Genomic DNA, 17,852 nt, shown 5'->3' with positions numbered 1-17,852 from the left:
AATGCATACTCTTTTGGATAAAATATTCAATTTTTTATACCCCCTTTTCAGGGATTGGGGCATGAGCCGCAATTTTGCGTCCTATATCAGCCTAATTTTCAATATTGCCATTATGCTGGTATTAGCATATGGTATTTACTATATCGCCAAATTTGTTTTGGTTACGCTGACAGCGATTTTTGCGCAGCGAACCAAAACAAAGTTTGACGATTATTTAATACACAACAAAACCACAAAATACACGGCCTATCTAATTCCGTTTTTCTTTATTTATAAAGCGGTTCCTATTATTCTCGATAAATACGAATACTGGGAGCTGATGTTTGGGAAAATTGTGGGGGTTTACATTGTTTTAATCACGTTATGGATCATTAGAACCATATTTAATGCTTTACGTGATTATTTAAAACAAAAACCGGAATACAGTGATAAACCTATTGACAGTTTTGTTCAGGTAATTATGATTGTGCTCTGGATTTTTGGGGTTGCCATGATTATTTCGACTTTATTCGGAATGAAAACGGGTGAATTACTGGCAATTCTGGGGACACTTTCGGCAATTATTATCTTGATTTTCAGAGATACAATTCTTGGTTTTGTATCGAGTGTTCAGGTTGCAATTAACGATATGGTTCGTATTGGAGACTGGATTACGATGGATAAATTTGGTGCGGATGGTGATGTAATCGAAATTAACCTGACAACGGTAAAAGTTCGAAACTTCGACAATACCATTACGACAATTCCAACTTATTCGCTGAGTTCTGATTCTTTTCAGAATTGGCGCGGTATGCAGAAATCCAACGGAAGACGAATTAAAAGACATATATTGATTAAAAGCAGCAGTATCAGGTTTCTTAATAATGACGATTTGAATCATTTAAAAAGAGTACAGCTGATTACCTCGTATATTGAAACCCGACAAGCCGAAATTGAAAAATACAATGAGACCAGAGGAATTGATAAATCGCTTTCGCTTAACGGTCGAAATATGACCAATTTAGGCTTGTTTCGAAAGTATGTTATGCAATATCTAACGGATCATCCGGGTTTAAACAAAGACATGCATATTATGTGCCGCCAGCTGCAGTCTACTGCGCACGGTGTTCCATTAGAAATTTATGTCTTTTCTAGCGATAAACGCTGGGCAAACTACGAATATATAATGTCTGATATCTTCGATCACATTATGGCTTCAGTAATTTATTTTGACCTCGAAATCTTCGAACTTCCATCACAGATTAGCATTCTGGATAAATAAGATATTTTGTTTCAGTTTTTTTGTTTCAGGTTTCATTTTTTTTTGTTTCAGGTTTCACGTTTCAAGTTGTTGTATTGCGCATAGTTGGAACGTGAAACTTGAAACCTGAAACTTGAAACCTGAAATTATTTCATTTCTTCGAAAGTAAATTTTGGTTCTTTATAGGTAAGTGTTCCGGGAAGAAAGCACGGAAGACTCATATACGTTCCTACTATTCCGGTTCCCTGAACTAATTTATTGTCTTTTTTCAGCAAAGCTAATGGAATCCTTTTCCAGCTGCCGCCATTTGATATATAATGGAAATCGCCTCTTAATGTATCGCCTTTTATATCGCCGCGAACATCGCCGGAATCTTTCCCAAATTTATAATACGATATTTCGTAACGTCCGTAAAAACGCTTATCACTCATTTTTAATGCCATGACAGCTGTATCATTCCCGCTTACAGCCTGATATTGTACTTCTTTGTAGCTGTCTTCTTTTGAATTACAGGAAACAGTAAGAGTTAGAATTGATACAATTAAGATAAAAGATAATTTATTCATTGGTTAGATGTTTTTACTCTACAAGTCATATAAGTACATTTTAAGAAAAAAAGTAAACTCATAGGGTTTAATTTTAAGTTATAAAAACAAAAATAGATTTTTTTCTATTTTATTTTTCCCTAAATTTAAATAAAAAACATGACAGATAGAGACACTTATTTAAGAGAATTCAGAGGCGAAACTTTAGGAACCGTAAGTGCTCAATCTTCACCGGATGAGATCTTTCAGAACCAGACAATCAGGCCTATTTTAAAACTGCAGAATGATTTGTTTATCGCGGTTTTTGCTAATTATGTAAATAAAAACAAACCTGATTTTTATTCCTATTCGGTTGAAAAGAAACTGCAGACAATCGAGAATTCTATTCAGAAAGATATAAAGTTCAGAAATTCCCTAAAAGGAATTGTAATGGCGCTTTTTACAATAGAAGAATACAATACGTACATTCAAAATTCTTCTGATTTAAACAAAAGGATGATGAATTTACTGATTGAAAGATTAAAAAGTCAGGTGCAGTTGTTTGAAGTAGAATCTAATTAAGTTTATAAGCATCTAAGATTTCAAGGTACTAAGTTTTTAACTCAGAACCTTGAAATCTTAGATGCTCAGTATCTTAGTATTTGAGCAGATCAAATAAAACCTGCTCAAATCTGTTTTTTGCTAAAAACTGATCTTCCAGCGCTTTTGTAAACGGAATTGGCGAATCTAAGCTGGCAACTCTTTTAACTGGCCCATCCAGATATTCGAAACAGTTTTCCATAATTAAAGCCGAAATATCGCTGGCAATCCCGCCAAACAAAGTATCTTCCTGATAAATAATCGCTTTTCCGGTCTTTTTTACCGATGCAAAAATCGTTTCAGTATCAAGCGGCTGTAATGTTCTTAAGTCGATTAAATCAGCGCTTATTTCAGGATTATTGGCCAATGTTTCTAAAGCCCAGTGAACCGGAGCTCCAAAAGTAATAATGGTAACATCTTTTCCTTCTTTCAAAACTGCTGCTTTTCCAAAAGGAATTGTATAATAATCTGTTGGAACATCCTGATAAATACTTCTGTACAATTGTTTATGTTCAAAGAATAAAACCGGATTCGGATCGTTGATTGCCGTATTCAATAACCCTTTTGCATCGTAAGGAAACGCCGGATATACTACTTTTAATCCCGGAGTTTTGGTAAACCAGGCTTCGTTCGTCTGCGAATGAAACGGTCCCGCCTGAGTACCGCCCCCGCAAGGCATACGAACCACAACATCGGCATTTTCGCCCCAGCGATAATGTGATTTGGCCAGTAAATTTACAATTGGATTAAAACCTGTCGAAACAAAATCAGCGAACTGCATTTCGACAATGACTTTGTATTTATTGATAGACAATCCCATAGCAGTCGATACGACAGCACTTTCGCAGATTGGTGTATTTCGTACGCGGTCTTTTCCAAAAAATTCAACAAATCCATCCGTGATTTTAAAGGCACCGCCGTATTCGGCAATATCCTGCCCCATAATCACAAGGTTTTTATGACGCTGCATTGATTCGCTTAAACTATTTCTAACAGCATCAATAAAACGAATATTTGCTCCGGATGACTCTGCTGTAAATTCTTCATGTTCATATGGTTTATAAACATCATCTAATTCTCCGCTGTAAGTTGGTTCGATTTCCGGTTCTGCATTTGCCATTGCCCAGTTTTCATCGATTTCCTGCTTGATTTCGTTGTGAAACTGCTCGTCTAATTCGGCAGTAAGAACACCAATTTCAGTCAGATATTTTCTGTAATTCGTAACCGGATCCCTAAGTTCCCATTGATCCATTAAATCCTGAGGAACATATTTGGTACCGCTCGCCTCTTCATGTCCGCGCATCCTGAATGTTTTAAATTCTAATAAAACCGGATGCGGGTTCTCCTGCATTTCTTCTTTTAACTTAGATAATTTATTATAAACTTCAAGGATATTATTTCCGTCAATAATCCAGCTTTCAATTCCGTACCCAATTCCTTTATCGGCCAAATTTTCGCAGGCATACTGCTCGTTTGTCGGTGTAGAAAGTCCGTACCCGTTATTTTCGATTACAAACATAACCGGCAGTTTCCAGACTGAGGCAATATTTAAAGCTTCATGAAAATCACCTTCACTGGTTGCCCCTTCTCCGGTAAAAACGGCTGTAACTTTTTTATTGTTCTGCAGTTTATCCGCAAGGGCAATTCCGTCAGCAATTCCTAACTGCGGTCCCAAATGCGAAATCATTCCTATAATATTGTATTCTTGTGTTCCGAAGTGAAAACTTCTGTCACGGCCTTTTGTAAAACCGTTTGCTTTTCCCTGCCATTGCGAGAAAAGACGATGCAGCGGAATATTTCTGGTTGTAAAAACCCCCAGGTTTCGGTGCATTGGTAAAACGTACTCAGAATCGTCTAAAACAGCGGTAACACCCACTGCAATAGCTTCCTGCCCTATTCCCGAAAACCATTTAGATACCTTGCCCTGACGAATCAAAATGAGCATTTTTTCTTCGATCAAACGCGGTTTCAGGATTTTTTTATATAAATCTAATAATTTTTCATCAGTAAGGTTTTGTCTGTAAAAGATCATTGAGTTTGTGAGTTTAGTTTTTTTTCAAAGATAGAAAAATCCAACAATTAGGATAATTTAAGTTTGAATTTTTCATTTTTATTGCCAGAATTAAAATTCAAATCTAAAATATTATTTACCTTTGTGTGTAAAGGTTTAGTGCCTTTTTCTTAAATAAATAATGTAAAGTATGCAAAACATTCCTAGTGTAGACTTACGTGATTTCCTTTCGGACGACCCGAAACGTAAACAAAAATTTGTAAATGAAATCGGCAGTGCATTTGAAAACATTGGCTTCGTTGCCTTAAAAGGTCATTTTTTAGATGATCAGCTGGTAGACGAATTGTATGGTGAAATTAGAAAATTTTTCGCCTTGCCAGTAGAAACTAAGCATAATTATGAAATTCCCGGAATTGGCGGACAAAGAGGTTATGTTTCTTTTGGAAAAGAGCATGCCAAAGGTCGTAAAGAAGGGGATTTAAAGGAATTTTGGCATTTTGGCCAGTATGTTGACAAGGATTCAAAATGGGCTTCTGAGTATCCTGACAATGTAGAAGTTAAAGAACTTCCTCGTTTTAACGCGGTTGGAAAAGAAGCGTATCAAAAATTGGAGAAAACGGGTATTTATGTTTTAAGAGCTTTGGCTTTGCATCTTGGCTTAGATGAGTTTTATTTTGATGAATATGCAAAAGAAGGAAACTCTATTTTAAGACCAATTCATTACCCTCCAATTACTTCTGAGCCGGAAAACGCTATTCGTGCCGCAGCTCACGGCGACATTAATCTTATCACTTTATTGATGGGGGCTCAGGGTAAAGGATTACAGGTTCAAAATCATGACGGTGAATGGATTGATGCCATTGCAGCCGATGATGAGCTGGTAATTAATGTTGGTGATATGTTATCAAGACATACCAATAACAAATTAAAATCGACGATTCATCAGGTGGTTAATCCGCCAAGGGAATTATGGGGAACTTCTCGTTATTCTATTCCGTTTTTTATGCACCCGGTAAGCGATATGCGTCTGGATTGTTTAGAAAATTGTATCGATGACGAAAATCCTAAAAAATATGAAGATATTTCTGCGGGCGAGTTTTTACACGAACGCTTGGTAGAATTAGGTTTAATTAAAAAATAAACGTAATTTAAATTTCAAAAAATCAAAATTCCAAATTCCAAAGTTTCATTGGAATTTGGAATTTAATTTTTAAAACCTTTAAGATTTTGGAATTTTAGCATTAGAATAAAATAATTATGGATTTAAAAGATCAGTTAAAAAACTTATTTCCGGAACACGTTGAATCAAACGAACCTGAGGAAATTCAGGACGAAGAACATGTATTATATGTTCAGAAAGAGCCTATGATTTGCAAATTTGAAAAGCGAAAAGGAAAACCAACCACGATTATCGAAGGTTACGAAGGATCTGACGAAGATTTCAAAGTCCTTGCCAAAGAAATTAAAACCAAATTAAGCGTTGGCGGTACTTTTAAAGACGATTCAATCATTATTCAGGGTGATTACCGCGATAAAATTATGGACATCTTAAAGGAAAAAGGATTTAAAACAAAACGTGTAGGCGGATAAAATTGTTTCAAGTTTAAAGTTTAAAGTTTCAGGTTACAAAACATGAAACATGAAACAAAAAAAGACGAACTGCAGTGCGTCTCTACAGAAAACCTTTGAGCCTTTGTACCTCAGAACCTTAGCACCTAAAAAAAAAAAAATGATACAATCATCAGAATTAATACTCAATCCGGACGGGAGTGTTTATCACTTAAACCTTCGTCCTGAGCATATTGCCCACGACATTATATTTGTAGGCGATCAGAACCGCGTGGAAAAAATCACTCAGTTTTTTGACTCAATCGAGTTTTCTACTCAAAAAAGAGAATTTAAAACCCAGACAGGAATTTACAAAGGCAAAAGAATCTCGGTTATGTCAACCGGAATTGGGCCTGACAATATTGATATTGTGGTTAACGAACTGGACGCTTTGGTTAATATCGATTTAGAAACGCGCCAGCCAAAAGAAAAGTTAACTTCTTTAAATATTATCAGAATTGGAACTTCGGGGTCTTTGCAGGCAGATATTCCTGTAGACAGTTTTGTAATGTCTAAATTTGGATTGGGATTAGATAATATGCTTCGCTCCTATTTAATCGACGAAGTTTCAAATATCGCCCTTGAAGATGCCTTTATTAATCATACGAACTGGGATAGCAAAAAAGGGAGACCGTATGCGATTGCCTGTTCTGAAAAATTAGAAAAGCTAATCGAATCTGACCAGATTTTTAAAGGAATTACCGCTACGGCCGGAGGATTCTACGGACCTCAGGGACGTGTTTTACGTTTAAATATTCAGGATGAAGAATTAAACAGTAAAATGGATAATTTTGGTTTTAATAACGAAAGAATTACTAATTTAGAGATGGAAACGGCAGCAATTTATGGACTTTCTTCGCTTTTAGGACATAATGCCTTATCTTTAAATGCAATTATTGCCAATCGTGCATCCGGGACTTTTAGTAAAGATCCTTATAAAGCGGTTGATGAGTTGATTACTTATACATTAAACAAACTGGCAGAAAGGTAAGTAAGATAATTTGCGAAATAGAAAATTTTATAATTTTAAAAGAAATAGTATGTTTTTAAGAGTGGCACGGCATACCAATGATTTGGAGAAAATTGAAATTTTTTATGTAGATGTCCTCGGTTTTGAACGTTTGGGAGGTTTTCAGAAGCATAATAAATACGATGGTGTATTTATTGGAAAATCAGGACTCGACTGGCATTTTGAGTTTACAAAATCTGACGTGTCCGCAAAACATACCTTTGATGAAGATGATGCGATAGTTTTATATCCAAAAACGGTTGCAGATTACGATCAATTATTAAATAAATTAAAAAAATACAATATTGCTTCTGTAACGGCAGTAAATCCTTTTTGGAATGAGAACGGAACCATGATTCAGGATCCGGACGGTTACAGAATCGTAATATCACCCTTAAAAGCTGTAATCAGCGAAATTGAATAATGCAGGAAACACACAAAAAAATACTTTTTAAGTATTACAGCGATTATTTAGAAGACACAGTTGCCGAGACTATGTGGGCACAGATAATCGATTTAGAGAAAGGACTTTTTAAACTCGACAATATTCCTTTTTCGGACCATTGATCGCTACAGACGATTTATTTTATGCCGAATTTGATGAAGAAGAAAAACGTTTTGTTTATAAAGAAACTATCGAAAATTCCGGTAATTCAATTGTTCAGGTTGTAATTCTTGAAAAAGGATTCGATAACGAAATTATCAGGGAAAAATTAAAAGCCATAAATTGTTTATCAGAAGGATTGAACGATACATTTATTTCTGTTGAAGTGGTGCGGGATGTCGATTATTCTTTGGTACGAAGTGTACTGGGAGAATATGAATCAGAAGGAATTATGCAATATGCAGAGCCATGTCTTTCAGATAAACACCGAACAGATTTATTAAAAAACTAGAAAACTAAACTCAGGGATACGCATACCCAGACCAAACTTAACTTAAACTTATCTACAAATGAAAACTGTAAAAATTGCGGGTGTTCCGGAACACTTCAACCTGCCCTGGCATTTATGCATTGAAAATGGCGAATTTGAAGCCGAAAATATCGATTTACAATGGAAAAATATTCCTGAAGGAACCGGAAAAATGTGCCAGATGCTTCGTGACGGCGAAACTGATATGGCTGTAATTCTGACCGAAGGAATAGTAAAAGATATTATAGCAGGAAATCCAAGCAAAATTGTTCAGATTTATGTACAGTCACCTTTAATATGGGGAATTCACGTAGCGGCACAATCCGATTTTCAGACTGTAAAAGTTTTGGAAAACAAAAAAGCGGCGATTTCAAGACTGGGTTCAGGTTCTCAGTTAATGGCTTATGTAAATGCAAATGAACAAGGCTGGAACAGCGACGATCTTCAGTTTGAAATTGTAAATACAATCGATGGTGCGGTTGATGCTTTAACAAACGGAACCGCAGATTATTTTATGTGGGAACGTTTTATGACCAAACCGCTTGTAGACAGGGGAATTTTCAGACGCGTTGGCGACTGCCCTACTCCATGGCCGTCATTTGTAATTGCGGTTCGAGATGAATTCATCAAAAAGAACCCAAAAATAATCGAGAAAATTCTTGAGATCATCAATAAAACCACAGTTGATTTTGCACAAATTCCTGATATTGACCAGACTCTGGCTGATTTATTCAATCAGAAAGCCGAGGATATCAGAGAATGGCTGAAACTGACGCAATGGTCTCAAAAACACTTAACTGAAAAAGCATTTGATAAGATTCAGAATCAATTATTTGATCTGGGAATTATTGATAAAAAAAGTACTTTTGTTGAAACGGTAAAAGCGCTGTAAAAACTGCGTTTGATTCTTATGATAAATTTTCCTAAAATTGACTTTCCGCAATTAAAATCCAAGCTGCAGGTTAAATCGCCGTGGGACAGGATTATTATTATGCTGTTGAGTCTTTTAATAGCGATCCCGATATTTGTCATACTGCATCAAAACCTGATCGATTTAGAATGGCCTTTTAATCTGGACCGTATTATTCTGTTCATTATTCTTCTGGCTGCCATATTTTTTCTTTTAATGTTCCTGCGCACCATTATCATTTTATGTGTCGCCGTTTACATTTTGATCTTATTTTACGGTTCTGTTATTGGAAATTACGGCTTTAGTGAAATTTCTGAAGATTATAATTCCATGATTTATACCATGTCGGATAACCCGTATCCGCAGGATATTATTGTGGCCAAACTGCTGCCTTTTCCCAATAAATCTAAAATTATCAGCGCTATAGAATACCAGAATCCAAAAGTCCGGAATTTTGCCATAATGTCTACGACTAAACATTTCAGAGGTATTAGAGGATATTCAGATTACAGGACTATTATTCAGTGTTTTGCTGTATTTAAGGAAATAAACAGCAAATGGAATTATGTAAATGATCCTAAAGACGGCGATTATATTGCCACAGCAAGCGAATCACTGGAATATTTTTCAGGAGACTGCGACGACCATTCTATTTTAATGGCAGCGGCCATTCGTTCTATTGGCGGTACACCAAGACTTATTCATACAAAAGGACATATTTATCCCGAAATATTAATTGGTTCGATGATCGATCTGGAAAAAGTCAATTATCTTATTAAAAATGTACTTTTTATTAAGGAAAGTTATGGTAAAAAGCTTCATTATCATATAGATGAAAGAGGACAAGTCTGGATGAATCTCGATTATACTGCCAAATATCCGGGCGGTCCTTTTATGTACGAAGAAATTCTGGGAGCGCTTACCCTCAATTAAATCAAGGGTTTTCGAGGTTTTTTATTTTTGTAGTACTTGTTTTATAGAGATTTTTTTAAGGTACTAATAACCAGATATTTTAATTTTATTTTGTGTTAATAAAATGTTAGAAGTAATACTTTTTTTTGTATCTTTTTCCTATTCTAATCTTTAATCACAAAATCATGAAAAATTCTAAATTATTGATCCTTGGAGTTGTATTCTCAGCCCTGTTAATTGTTTCATGTGCCAAAAGAAATAAATTAATAAACTCCTGGAAAATCACAGCCGTAGAAGCGAAAATGCCATTATCAGATTCATTAAAAGAAGTTATCCTGACCGATGGAACTTTGACTTTTACAGAAGATGGACACGTAACTGGTTTTTTAACCAGAGAAATAACCAATGGTACTTATGCATTGACAAAAGGTGGAAAAAGTTTAGTAATTAAAGATGAAGTGGGTACCCCATACCCTTGCGAAAGTACTATTACAAGTGAAGAGTTAATTTTGGACACCAAAGAAATGAAGCTCACACTTAAGAAAATATAAAGACTCAGTTTCTCAATAACTATTTAACCACAAACTTTTAAACTCCTTAAAATAACCATTAAGGAGTTTTTTATTTCTATCGATTTGATATTACTTTCTTTTATCAGCAATCTTATCTATAGCTTTATATAATAATTCAGGTTCTTGCAGTGTTACATAATGACCGCTTTTTGAGGCAAAAAACTGTGTGCTGTTTACAGATAAATTCAGTAAATCCTTTTGCATCGAATTATGAACAGATAAATACTCTTTTTCTAGTTCTTTATTTGGAATATTCTCTACTCCCTGAGGATATTGGGCTGTAATAACAACCAGCGGAACAGACCCGAAAGTATTGATTTTTTCTGCTTCTTCCATCAACTTTTCGTCATTTTCCATTTCCTGCATCAAGCCATCGAATATTTTGTAAAAGTTGTTTTTTACATTTTGGTTAAAGATATGCTCTTTAGGAACCGATTGAGTAAAAGGCACTAATGTATAAAGCATTCTGATTCCACCTGTTTCATTTAAAAAACGTAAGAAACCACGGGAGGGCGGTGTTACCGAGTTCTTTAAATCTTCAGACGATTTTTTTAATTGCTCAGGATGCGAAACATCCACAAAAACAATACCTTGAATATTTTCCGGATGTTCTTTAATAAAAGATCTTAAAGTGATTCCGGCAAAAGAATGTCCTACCAGAATATAAGGTTTTGGGCAATTCGTCTTTTCCAGTAACTGAAACAGATCGTTTGAATATCTTTTTAAACTGACATCTTCTGTTGGATCGCTCCATAAAATTCCTGCCTTGTCGTACGATATTGTAGTGTAATCTTTGGATAATTTATTCTGAATTTCCTGCCAATGTAAATAATCACCTCCCAGTCCTGATTCAAAAACTATGGTTGTACTGCCGTTTCCTTGTTTTTTAAAGTGAATTTTACGCCCATCGACTTTAATAAAGTCACTTTCGTTTGGTCTTTTTTTATCAAAATAAGCACGTGATGCCTGTTCATAAATAAATCCGGCAGTAATTAATACTAGTATCAGAATCAGAAGATAATTGAAGGTTTTTAAAACTCTTTTTTTCATAGTAAAATTTGTTTATTTGGCATTTAACAGATTCAAAAATAAGTTTTAAGATTTCTAAAAACAAACTATTTATAATTATTCTAAATAATTAGATTTGGTTTAACTTAAAATAAAAAATTACTGACAAAACAATCTGTTTTTTTCTGAAATGATTTATCTTTATTAGGTTAAAGTATTTATTACAAGTTGATTGCAATTGTTGCTTATGCATATAAATCTAATTTAAATAACACTTTTATGAAACTAAAACATGTACTAACCTCAATTTTAGCTTTCCTGAGTATTATAATGCTTACTGAAAAAGCTTATCCGTGCACCAGAGTGGTCTATAAAGGTCTTAACGGTATTATTATAACTGCGCGTTCCATGGATTGGAGATCAGAAATTCCGGCCAACTTATGGGTTTTCCCAAGGGGAATTGAACGATTTGGAGAAGCCGGAACGAATTCGGTTAAATGGAAATCTAAATATGGCAGCGTTATTACCAGTTCGTGGGACATTGCTTCGTCTGACGGAATGAATGAGAAAGGTTTGACAGGTAATCTTTTATGGCTGGTTGAGTCGACATATCCACCCTTTGAAAAAAATGGAAAAATGCAGGGATTGGCGGTTTCATTGTGGCTGCAATATGTTCTGGATAATTTTTCAACTGTTTCAGAAGCAGTTACGGCTTTGCAGAAGAACGATTTTACGGTAACATCATCTCATATTCCGGGTACCAATATTTTTGCAACTGTGCATTTATCGCTTTCAGATGCGACGGGAGATAATGCTATCTTTGAATTTATAGGCGGGAAACTGGTAATTCATCATGATCCAAACTATGTTACGATGACCAACTCCCCTATTTTTGACCAGCAGCTGGCTATAAATACGTATTGGAAAGGAATTCCGGGAACGATTATGCTTCCGGGGACTAATCGCGCAGCCGATCGTTTTGTAAGAGCTTCCTATTATATCGATGCTATTCCGAAAACTGACAATATACGATCTGCACTTGCAAGTGTTTTTGGGGTAATAAGAAATTGTTCTGTGCCGCTGGGAATTTCTTCTGAAACGGAACCCAACATATCTTCAACCAGATGGAGAACCGTTGCCGATCAAAAAAATCTGGTGTATTATTTTGATAATGTCTTGAATCCTAATGTAGTTTGGGTGGAATTCAGTAAGCTGGATTTTAGCGAAAAAGCAAAAGTCAAAAAACTAAGCCTGGCAAATAATGAAAATTATGCCGGTGAATCTTCAATGAATTTTAAAACAACACCTTCGTTTAAGTTTGCCGGTTTAGATTAAATAAGTAAACTCAAAGTCCTCAATACTTTTGAGGACTTTATTCTCTTAAAATCTTCTCCATTTTTCTGCCTTTTGCCAACTCATCAACCAGTTTGTCCATATAACGGATTTTCTGTATCAAAGGATCTTCGATATCTTCAATCCGGTAACCGCAGATCATTCCTGTTATTTTGGACGCATTAGGATTAAGTTTTGGCGCTTCGGCAAAAAAGGTTTCAAAATCGGCTTTCTTTTCGATCTGTTCGCGAAATTGTGCCTCATTATAACCTGTCAGCCAAAGAATTACAGTGTCCACTTCATCTGCAGTGCGTCCTTTTCGTTCAACCTTTTCTTTATATAGGCGGTAGACGCTTGCAAAAGAGGTTTGGAATATTTTTGTGTTTTTCATTTGAAATAGATTTTTCTAAAGTTAAAAAAATCCTGTGGAAATTTAAATTTTTCGCATTCCAAATTTCAAAATCCAATTTGCAGCAATGAGATTCTCAATAAAAAAATCCTCAGGATCGGCTGTTTAGATTTATATAAATACTGCTCTATTTGCAGATTTAAAGTAAAATTTTCCATAAAAATATTGCGCAGTCAGATAACTGCACTATATTTGCAGTCAAATAACTGCATAATGGAAATACGTAGAGATGTTTTTCAGGCCATTGCCGACCCAACGCGAAGAGCTATTTTAAACCTGGTTGCTATTCAGGCTATGACTCCCGGCAGCATAGCCGAAAATTTTGATTCGTCACGACAAACCATTTCTAAACATATTAAGATTCTAACTGAATGTGATCTTCTTGAACAACAGCAGAACGGGCGTGAAATTTATTATTACATCAATGCAAAAAAAATAAAAGAAGTAGCAGATTTTATTGAGCCGTTCCGAAAAATGTGGGACGATCGTTTTAATAAATTAGAAGATATAATGAAAAACTATAATCAGAAAAATAACGACTAATGGAACAAAAGACAAAAGTTAACGCCGAAGACGGCCGGCAGGAAATAGTGATAACGAGAGAATTTAATCTTCCGATAGAATTGCTATTTAAAGCTCACACCGAAGCTGAAATTGTAGAACAATGGATGGGCACAAAAGTATTGAAATTAGACGCTAAAAAGCATGGAAGCTGGCAGTTTGAAACAAGTGATCCTAATGGAAATGTTGTTTTTAGTGCCAATGGTGTCATTCATGATTATGTGCCGAATGAACGAATTACGAGAACATTTGAAATGGAAAACGCCAATTTTGCGCCTCAACTGGAATTTCTGGAATTTGAAAAACTCACCAATCAAACCAGTAAACTGACAATGCAGATTATTTATAAATCTGTTACACATAGGGATAACCAGCTAAAGCTGCCATTTGCAATGGGTATTAATATGGCACATAACCGATTAGAAGAAATAGTAAATCAATTAAAATAAAAGTATTATGAGCAAAAGAAACAAAATTATCTACTGGATTGCGACACTGTGGCTGGCATTAGGAATGACATCTACCGGAATTGTTCAGTTGTTAAAGATGAAAGAAGAAGCTGCTATGATGGCACATTTAGGTTATCCGCTTTATTTTTTAACTATTTTGGGAGTCTGGAAACTTTTAGGCGTAATTGCTATTTTAATCCCTAAATTTCCTCTATTAAAAGAATGGACATATGCAGGTTTCTTTTTTGCTATGAGTGGAGCTGTTTTTTCTCATTTTGCTGTTGGAGATTCGGGCTTTGAATATTTTGGGCCTGTTTTGTTATTGGTCCTTACCATTATTTCGTGGTATTTCAGACCTGCTGACCGTAAAAGCTGTTAGTGTTAAGTTTGCAGTCTCGGTTTTTCACTGCAAAAATCATTTTTTTTAAATTTTTACTAGTTTACAATGGATTTAATCATAGAATCTGCCTTACCTGACGCTTCGATTTCGCATTTTGTCCATAGTTTTTGGAGACTGGAAAACAAAACCGGAAAAGATATTCAATCGACTGTTCTGCCAAACGGAATGGTCGATTTGGCTTTTATAAATACCGGTTCTGATTATTGGGAAATGACGATTAGAGGTTTGGACACTATTCCGAGTCAGATTATTATTCCGGCAGGAACTAAAATGTTTTCAGCAGGTTTTAAACTTCTGGCGGTGGAATATTTATTTGGAGATTCTATCAAAGATGTTTTGAATGGCGGAAAAGATATTTCAAACGAAGTATGGAATTTTGAAACCATCGATTTCAACGATTTTAAAAGCTTTTGCAGTAAAACATCTGAAATTATAAAAGGGATATCAAATGAAAATCTCGATAACAGAAAGAAAAAATTATTTGATCTGATATATACTTCAAAAGGTTCAATGACGGTTAAGCAACTGTCTGAAAACGTGTTTTGGAGCAGTCGGCAGATTAATCGTTACTTTAACCAGCAGTTTGGTATTTCACTGAAAGCGTATTGCAATATTCTCAGGTTTGGATCTTCATTTAAAGATATCAGCGAAGGGAAACTTTTTCCTGAACAAAACTTTACAGACCAAAATCATTTTATTAAAGAAATTAAAAAATATTCAGGTGTTACACCAAAAGAACTCAGCAAAAATAAAGACAATCGTTTTATGGATATTGCGGCCATCAAAAAACTGAATCTGGAAAACGACTGATTTTTACTATTTCAGCTTTATTAACTTTATCAATTTTGTACCATAATTAAAGACTAAAATTATGTTACTAAATAATAAAAGCATTGCCATTATAGGTGCCGGTCCTGTTGGTTTAACAATGGCGAGATTATTACAGCAGAAAGGAATAAATGTAAAAGTATACGAAAGAGATAAAGATGATAAAGCCAGGATTTGGGGAGGCACTCTTGATCTTCATAAGGGATCAGGTCAGGATGCCATGCAGAAAGCGGGATTATTAGAGGCTTATTATCATAAAGCAATTCCAATGGGAAGAATAATTGCAGATCATAATGCAAACAGTATATTCAGTAAAGAAACAACGCCTGATAAACAATTTGATAATCCCGAAATAAACCGAAATGATTTAAGAACCATTCTTCTTGATAGTTTAGAAACCAATACTGTAATTTGGAATAGTAAACTAATTGAATTAGAAACGCATAACGGAAAATGGCTTTTACATTTTGAAAATGAAACAACTGCTGAAGCTGATTTTGTTATAGGAGCCAATGGCGGTATGACAAAAATTAGAAAGTTTATTACCGAAACCAAAGTAGAAAGTACAGGAACCTACATGATTCAGGGTGAGGTTTCAAATCCTGAAACAAATTGTCCGGATTTTTATAATTTATGTGCAGATAAAATTTTAATGGCTTCTTATAATGGTAATTTACTGGTTGTGAACCCTAAGAATAATAAGGCTTTAAGTTATAATGTTATCTTTAAAACTCCTGAAAACTTCGATTTATCTTTTGAAAATAAAGAAAATGTAATAGAATTTCTTTCGAACAAATTTTCGGATTGGAATGAAGTTTTTAAAAAGTTGTTCCGCTCAACAAATGATTTCAAAGGACTGCCAACGAAGAAACTTGCAGCTGAAAATAACTGGAAAATGAATCGTCCCTTACCTGTTACACTTATTGGTGATGCGGCGCATTTAATGCCTCCTTTTGCGGGTCAGGGTGTTAATATTGGATTGATGGACGCCCTGATTTTGTCTGAAAACCTGATAAATGATAAATTTGAAACTATAGAAGAAGCTGTATGCGATTATGAACAAAAGATGTTTGTGTATGCAGTCAAAGCTCAGTCTGAAACGCATAACAATGAATTAAAAATGCGTGAAACTGATTTTTCTTTTTTGAGGTTTGCGGATTAAAATATACTTAAATAATATTCGATTCTTTCTGTAATTAATTCTATATTAGTATCAGAAAATCAATTGTTTTATTGATAATAAAAAATCGCAGCTATGGAAGATTCAAAAAATCAAAATGACGATTTAACACCTAAAGTAAACGGAATTGGCGGGATTTTCTTTTTCTCTGAAAACCTGCAGGAAACAAAAGACTGGTACGCTAAAAATTTGGGTTTAGAAATTAACGATTGGGGATCATCGAGTTTTGAGTCCAGAAATATCGATAATCCTAAACAGATAGAATCTCTTCAATGGAGTCCTTTCAAAAAAGGCGATGATTATTTCTCTCCTTCTAAAAAAGATTTCATGATCAATTATCGTGTGCAAAACCTTGAAGGTCTTGTAAAACAGCTGAAAGACAACGCAGTGATTATTCTGGACGAAATTACAGTTTACAGTTACGGAAAGTTTATTCACATAATGGATCACGAAGGAAATAAAATTGAACTTTGGGAACCGGTTTATTAAAACAGTTTAGTATCTAATTATTTATAATAAGTGAAAGAAAACGAAGATATAAAGCAAATTTATTTTGAACGGGTTTATGATAATATAAAGACTAAAGGTTATCATACAACCGCTGTAGCAGAGGAAAAGGATTTTACCCCTTTTGCATATTCAACTGGGATATTTGAAAATTTTAAAATTCCAGAAATATTTATATCTGGACTTGGTCCAAATTTGTCTGGACAGATAATTGATAATTATGTTGACAAATACCAATTCAAAGAAGTTCCTTTAAATCAAAAAATCAACGACTTAATTGACACTTTCCCCGTTTTTTTTCTTCCTGTGAATAATATTGATCTAACTGAATATGTACTTACTTCGGTCAAATTTTATGAAAGTAGAAAGTATGAATATATACAAATCGTATTTCCTGATTTAAATGGGCATTTTCCAAATTCAGCAGAATATGAATACGATCAAAAGATTATAGGGAATTTTAATATATAATATTCTAAACAAACATGAGTCAATTCGAAGAAACAATAAAAAGTGCTTACAAGGCTTTTAACGAAAGAAATATCGATAACGCATTATCGACTATGAAGGAAGACGTGCAATGGTCTAAAGCATGGGAAGGCGGTTATATAAGCGGACATAACGAGATAAAAGAATACTGGACAAGGCAATGGACAGAAATCAATCCTAAAGTGGATCCTGTAGGTTTTGCAGACAGAGAAAACGGAAGTTTAGAAGTCAAAGTTCATCAAAATGTAAAAGATCTTCAGGGTGGTTTAATTTTCGACGGATTGGTAAAACATATCTACACCTTTGAAGATGGTTTAATCAAAACTATGGATATAGAATTGGTTGAAAATAATTAATTCCCATAGAATCATTCATATAAAAAAACTCCA

23 protein-coding genes are annotated in these 17,852 nt (G+C 34.7%); 19 read left to right on the top strand and 4 right to left on the bottom strand.

Annotation, left to right across the window (positions count from 1 at the left end; genetic code table 11):
* Nucleotide 1: 1 nt before the first annotated feature.
* Entirely contained in the window at nt 2-1,261 is a 1,260-nt protein-coding gene (locus OZP11_RS01870) for a mechanosensitive ion channel family protein (RefSeq protein ID WP_281233547.1), read from the top strand.
* Nucleotides 1,262-1,386: 125 nt separating this feature from the next.
* Here the strand turns inward: OZP11_RS01870 and OZP11_RS01865 are convergent, their stop codons facing one another.
* Nucleotides 1,387-1,806 carry a hypothetical protein gene (locus OZP11_RS01865; protein WP_281233546.1) on the bottom strand — a complete coding sequence of 140 codons (420 nt, stop codon included), beginning with the start codon at nt 1,804-1,806 and terminating at the stop codon, nt 1,387-1,389.
* A gap of 138 nt (nt 1,807-1,944) precedes the next feature.
* Between OZP11_RS01865 and OZP11_RS01860 the strand changes: the two genes are divergently transcribed.
* Nucleotides 1,945-2,346 carry a glyoxalase gene (locus tag OZP11_RS01860; RefSeq protein ID WP_281233545.1) on the top strand — a complete coding sequence of 134 codons (402 nt, stop codon included), beginning with the start codon at nt 1,945-1,947 and terminating at the stop codon, nt 2,344-2,346.
* A 73-nt stretch (nt 2,347-2,419) separates the two neighbouring features.
* Here the strand turns inward: OZP11_RS01860 and OZP11_RS01855 are convergent, their stop codons facing one another.
* Entirely contained in the window at nt 2,420-4,396 is a 1,977-nt protein-coding gene (locus OZP11_RS01855; protein ID WP_281233544.1) for an alpha-ketoacid dehydrogenase subunit alpha/beta, read from the bottom strand.
* Nucleotides 4,397-4,565: 169 nt separating this feature from the next.
* On the opposite strand from OZP11_RS01855, the gene OZP11_RS01850 reads away from it, so the two are divergent.
* From OZP11_RS01850 to OZP11_RS01815, 8 genes are all read left to right on the top strand, one after another.
* Nucleotides 4,566-5,516 carry an isopenicillin N synthase family dioxygenase gene (locus OZP11_RS01850; protein WP_281233543.1) on the top strand — a complete coding sequence of 317 codons (951 nt, stop codon included), beginning with the start codon at nt 4,566-4,568 and terminating at the stop codon, nt 5,514-5,516.
* Between the two features lie 116 nt (nt 5,517-5,632).
* Entirely contained in the window at nt 5,633-5,965 is a 333-nt protein-coding gene (locus OZP11_RS01845; RefSeq protein WP_281233542.1) for a translation initiation factor, read from the top strand.
* A 139-nt stretch (nt 5,966-6,104) separates the two neighbouring features.
* Nucleotides 6,105-6,974 (top strand): nucleoside phosphorylase, encoded by an 870-nt coding sequence (locus tag OZP11_RS01840; protein ID WP_281233541.1) that lies wholly within the window; start codon nt 6,105-6,107, stop codon nt 6,972-6,974.
* A 49-nt stretch (nt 6,975-7,023) separates the two neighbouring features.
* A complete protein-coding gene (locus OZP11_RS01835) occupies nt 7,024-7,416 on the top strand; it encodes a VOC family protein (protein WP_281233540.1) in 393 nt (130 codons plus the stop codon).
* A 139-nt stretch (nt 7,417-7,555) separates the two neighbouring features.
* Nucleotides 7,556-7,888 (top strand): DUF4265 domain-containing protein, encoded by a 333-nt coding sequence (locus OZP11_RS01830; protein WP_281233539.1) that lies wholly within the window; start codon nt 7,556-7,558, stop codon nt 7,886-7,888.
* Between the two features lie 58 nt (nt 7,889-7,946).
* Nucleotides 7,947-8,798 carry a substrate-binding domain-containing protein gene (locus tag OZP11_RS01825; RefSeq protein WP_281233538.1) on the top strand — a complete coding sequence of 284 codons (852 nt, stop codon included), beginning with the start codon at nt 7,947-7,949 and terminating at the stop codon, nt 8,796-8,798.
* Between the two features lie 18 nt (nt 8,799-8,816).
* Nucleotides 8,817-9,749, top strand: a complete 933-nt coding sequence (locus OZP11_RS01820; RefSeq protein WP_281233537.1) for a transglutaminase-like domain-containing protein — start codon at nt 8,817-8,819, stop codon at nt 9,747-9,749.
* A gap of 164 nt (nt 9,750-9,913) precedes the next feature.
* Complete coding sequence (locus OZP11_RS01815) at nt 9,914-10,279, top strand: hypothetical protein (RefSeq protein WP_281233536.1); 366 nt, start codon at nt 9,914-9,916, stop codon at nt 10,277-10,279.
* Between the two features lie 90 nt (nt 10,280-10,369).
* Here OZP11_RS01815 and OZP11_RS01810 read toward each other — a convergent pair whose 3' ends face one another.
* Entirely contained in the window at nt 10,370-11,350 is a 981-nt protein-coding gene (locus OZP11_RS01810) for an alpha/beta fold hydrolase (protein ID WP_281233535.1), read from the bottom strand.
* 237 nt (nt 11,351-11,587) lie between these two features.
* On the opposite strand from OZP11_RS01810, the gene OZP11_RS01805 reads away from it, so the two are divergent.
* On the top strand, nt 11,588-12,643 hold the full coding sequence (locus tag OZP11_RS01805) for a linear amide C-N hydrolase (protein ID WP_281233534.1): 1,056 nt from the start codon (nt 11,588-11,590) through the stop codon (nt 12,641-12,643).
* A gap of 37 nt (nt 12,644-12,680) precedes the next feature.
* Here the strand turns inward: OZP11_RS01805 and OZP11_RS01800 are convergent, their stop codons facing one another.
* On the bottom strand, nt 12,681-13,031 hold the full coding sequence (locus OZP11_RS01800; RefSeq protein ID WP_281233533.1) for a DUF2200 domain-containing protein: 351 nt from the start codon (nt 13,029-13,031) through the stop codon (nt 12,681-12,683).
* Between the two features lie 231 nt (nt 13,032-13,262).
* Here OZP11_RS01800 and OZP11_RS01795 point away from each other — a divergent pair, with 231 nt between their 5' ends.
* From OZP11_RS01795 to OZP11_RS01760, 8 genes are all read left to right on the top strand, one after another.
* Entirely contained in the window at nt 13,263-13,592 is a 330-nt protein-coding gene (locus tag OZP11_RS01795) for an ArsR/SmtB family transcription factor (RefSeq protein WP_281233532.1), read from the top strand.
* Nucleotides 13,592-14,059 (top strand): SRPBCC domain-containing protein, encoded by a 468-nt coding sequence (locus OZP11_RS01790; RefSeq protein WP_281233531.1) that lies wholly within the window; start codon nt 13,592-13,594, stop codon nt 14,057-14,059. Before OZP11_RS01795 ends, OZP11_RS01790 begins: the two co-directional genes overlap by 1 nt.
* A gap of 7 nt (nt 14,060-14,066) precedes the next feature.
* Nucleotides 14,067-14,438, top strand: a complete 372-nt coding sequence (locus OZP11_RS01785) for a DoxX family protein (RefSeq protein WP_281233530.1) — start codon at nt 14,067-14,069, stop codon at nt 14,436-14,438.
* A 66-nt stretch (nt 14,439-14,504) separates the two neighbouring features.
* Entirely contained in the window at nt 14,505-15,269 is a 765-nt protein-coding gene (locus tag OZP11_RS01780) for a helix-turn-helix domain-containing protein (RefSeq protein ID WP_281233529.1), read from the top strand.
* A gap of 61 nt (nt 15,270-15,330) precedes the next feature.
* Nucleotides 15,331-16,449 carry an FAD-dependent oxidoreductase gene (locus OZP11_RS01775; RefSeq protein ID WP_281233528.1) on the top strand — a complete coding sequence of 373 codons (1,119 nt, stop codon included), beginning with the start codon at nt 15,331-15,333 and terminating at the stop codon, nt 16,447-16,449.
* Nucleotides 16,450-16,542: 93 nt separating this feature from the next.
* Nucleotides 16,543-16,956: a VOC family protein gene (locus tag OZP11_RS01770; protein WP_281233527.1), complete on the top strand. Its 414-nt coding sequence runs from the start codon at nt 16,543-16,545 to the stop codon at nt 16,954-16,956.
* Between the two features lie 30 nt (nt 16,957-16,986).
* Complete coding sequence (locus tag OZP11_RS01765; RefSeq protein ID WP_281233526.1) at nt 16,987-17,445, top strand: DUF4262 domain-containing protein; 459 nt, start codon at nt 16,987-16,989, stop codon at nt 17,443-17,445.
* Nucleotides 17,446-17,459: 14 nt separating this feature from the next.
* Complete coding sequence (locus OZP11_RS01760) at nt 17,460-17,819, top strand: nuclear transport factor 2 family protein (protein WP_281233525.1); 360 nt, start codon at nt 17,460-17,462, stop codon at nt 17,817-17,819.
* Nucleotides 17,820-17,852: the final 33 nt, after the last annotated feature.

Origin of the sequence: Flavobacterium gelatinilyticum (genome assembly GCF_027111295.1) — a bacterium.
GTDB lineage: Bacteria > Bacteroidota > Bacteroidia > Flavobacteriales > Flavobacteriaceae > Flavobacterium > Flavobacterium gelatinilyticum.
This window is presented reverse-complemented; position numbering and strand designations above follow the sequence as displayed.

What these genes read in the sequence shown, in the direction of transcription:
- OZP11_RS01870 (WP_281233547.1), top strand. Translation starts at nt 2, where the DNA reads ATGCATACTCTTTTGGATAAAATATTCAATTTTTTATACCCCCTTTTC.
- OZP11_RS01865 (WP_281233546.1), bottom strand. Translation starts at nt 1,806, where the DNA reads ATGAATAAATTATCTTTTATCTTAATTGTATCAATTCTAACTCTTACT.
- OZP11_RS01860 (WP_281233545.1), top strand. Translation starts at nt 1,945, where the DNA reads ATGACAGATAGAGACACTTATTTAAGAGAATTCAGAGGCGAAACTTTA.
- OZP11_RS01855 (WP_281233544.1), bottom strand. Translation starts at nt 4,396, where the DNA reads ATGATCTTTTACAGACAAAACCTTACTGATGAAAAATTATTAGATTTA.
- OZP11_RS01850 (WP_281233543.1), top strand. Translation starts at nt 4,566, where the DNA reads ATGCAAAACATTCCTAGTGTAGACTTACGTGATTTCCTTTCGGACGAC.
- OZP11_RS01845 (WP_281233542.1), top strand. Translation starts at nt 5,633, where the DNA reads ATGGATTTAAAAGATCAGTTAAAAAACTTATTTCCGGAACACGTTGAA.
- OZP11_RS01840 (WP_281233541.1), top strand. Translation starts at nt 6,105, where the DNA reads ATGATACAATCATCAGAATTAATACTCAATCCGGACGGGAGTGTTTAT.
- OZP11_RS01835 (WP_281233540.1), top strand. Translation starts at nt 7,024, where the DNA reads ATGTTTTTAAGAGTGGCACGGCATACCAATGATTTGGAGAAAATTGAA.
- OZP11_RS01825 (WP_281233538.1), top strand. Translation starts at nt 7,947, where the DNA reads ATGAAAACTGTAAAAATTGCGGGTGTTCCGGAACACTTCAACCTGCCC.
- OZP11_RS01820 (WP_281233537.1), top strand. Translation starts at nt 8,817, where the DNA reads ATGATAAATTTTCCTAAAATTGACTTTCCGCAATTAAAATCCAAGCTG.
- OZP11_RS01815 (WP_281233536.1), top strand. Translation starts at nt 9,914, where the DNA reads ATGAAAAATTCTAAATTATTGATCCTTGGAGTTGTATTCTCAGCCCTG.
- OZP11_RS01810 (WP_281233535.1), bottom strand. Translation starts at nt 11,350, where the DNA reads ATGAAAAAAAGAGTTTTAAAAACCTTCAATTATCTTCTGATTCTGATA.
- OZP11_RS01805 (WP_281233534.1), top strand. Translation starts at nt 11,588, where the DNA reads ATGAAACTAAAACATGTACTAACCTCAATTTTAGCTTTCCTGAGTATT.
- OZP11_RS01800 (WP_281233533.1), bottom strand. Translation starts at nt 13,031, where the DNA reads ATGAAAAACACAAAAATATTCCAAACCTCTTTTGCAAGCGTCTACCGC.
- OZP11_RS01795 (WP_281233532.1), top strand. Translation starts at nt 13,263, where the DNA reads ATGGAAATACGTAGAGATGTTTTTCAGGCCATTGCCGACCCAACGCGA.
- OZP11_RS01790 (WP_281233531.1), top strand. Translation starts at nt 13,592, where the DNA reads ATGGAACAAAAGACAAAAGTTAACGCCGAAGACGGCCGGCAGGAAATA.
- OZP11_RS01785 (WP_281233530.1), top strand. Translation starts at nt 14,067, where the DNA reads ATGAGCAAAAGAAACAAAATTATCTACTGGATTGCGACACTGTGGCTG.
- OZP11_RS01780 (WP_281233529.1), top strand. Translation starts at nt 14,505, where the DNA reads ATGGATTTAATCATAGAATCTGCCTTACCTGACGCTTCGATTTCGCAT.
- OZP11_RS01775 (WP_281233528.1), top strand. Translation starts at nt 15,331, where the DNA reads ATGTTACTAAATAATAAAAGCATTGCCATTATAGGTGCCGGTCCTGTT.
- OZP11_RS01770 (WP_281233527.1), top strand. Translation starts at nt 16,543, where the DNA reads ATGGAAGATTCAAAAAATCAAAATGACGATTTAACACCTAAAGTAAAC.
- OZP11_RS01760 (WP_281233525.1), top strand. Translation starts at nt 17,460, where the DNA reads ATGAGTCAATTCGAAGAAACAATAAAAAGTGCTTACAAGGCTTTTAAC.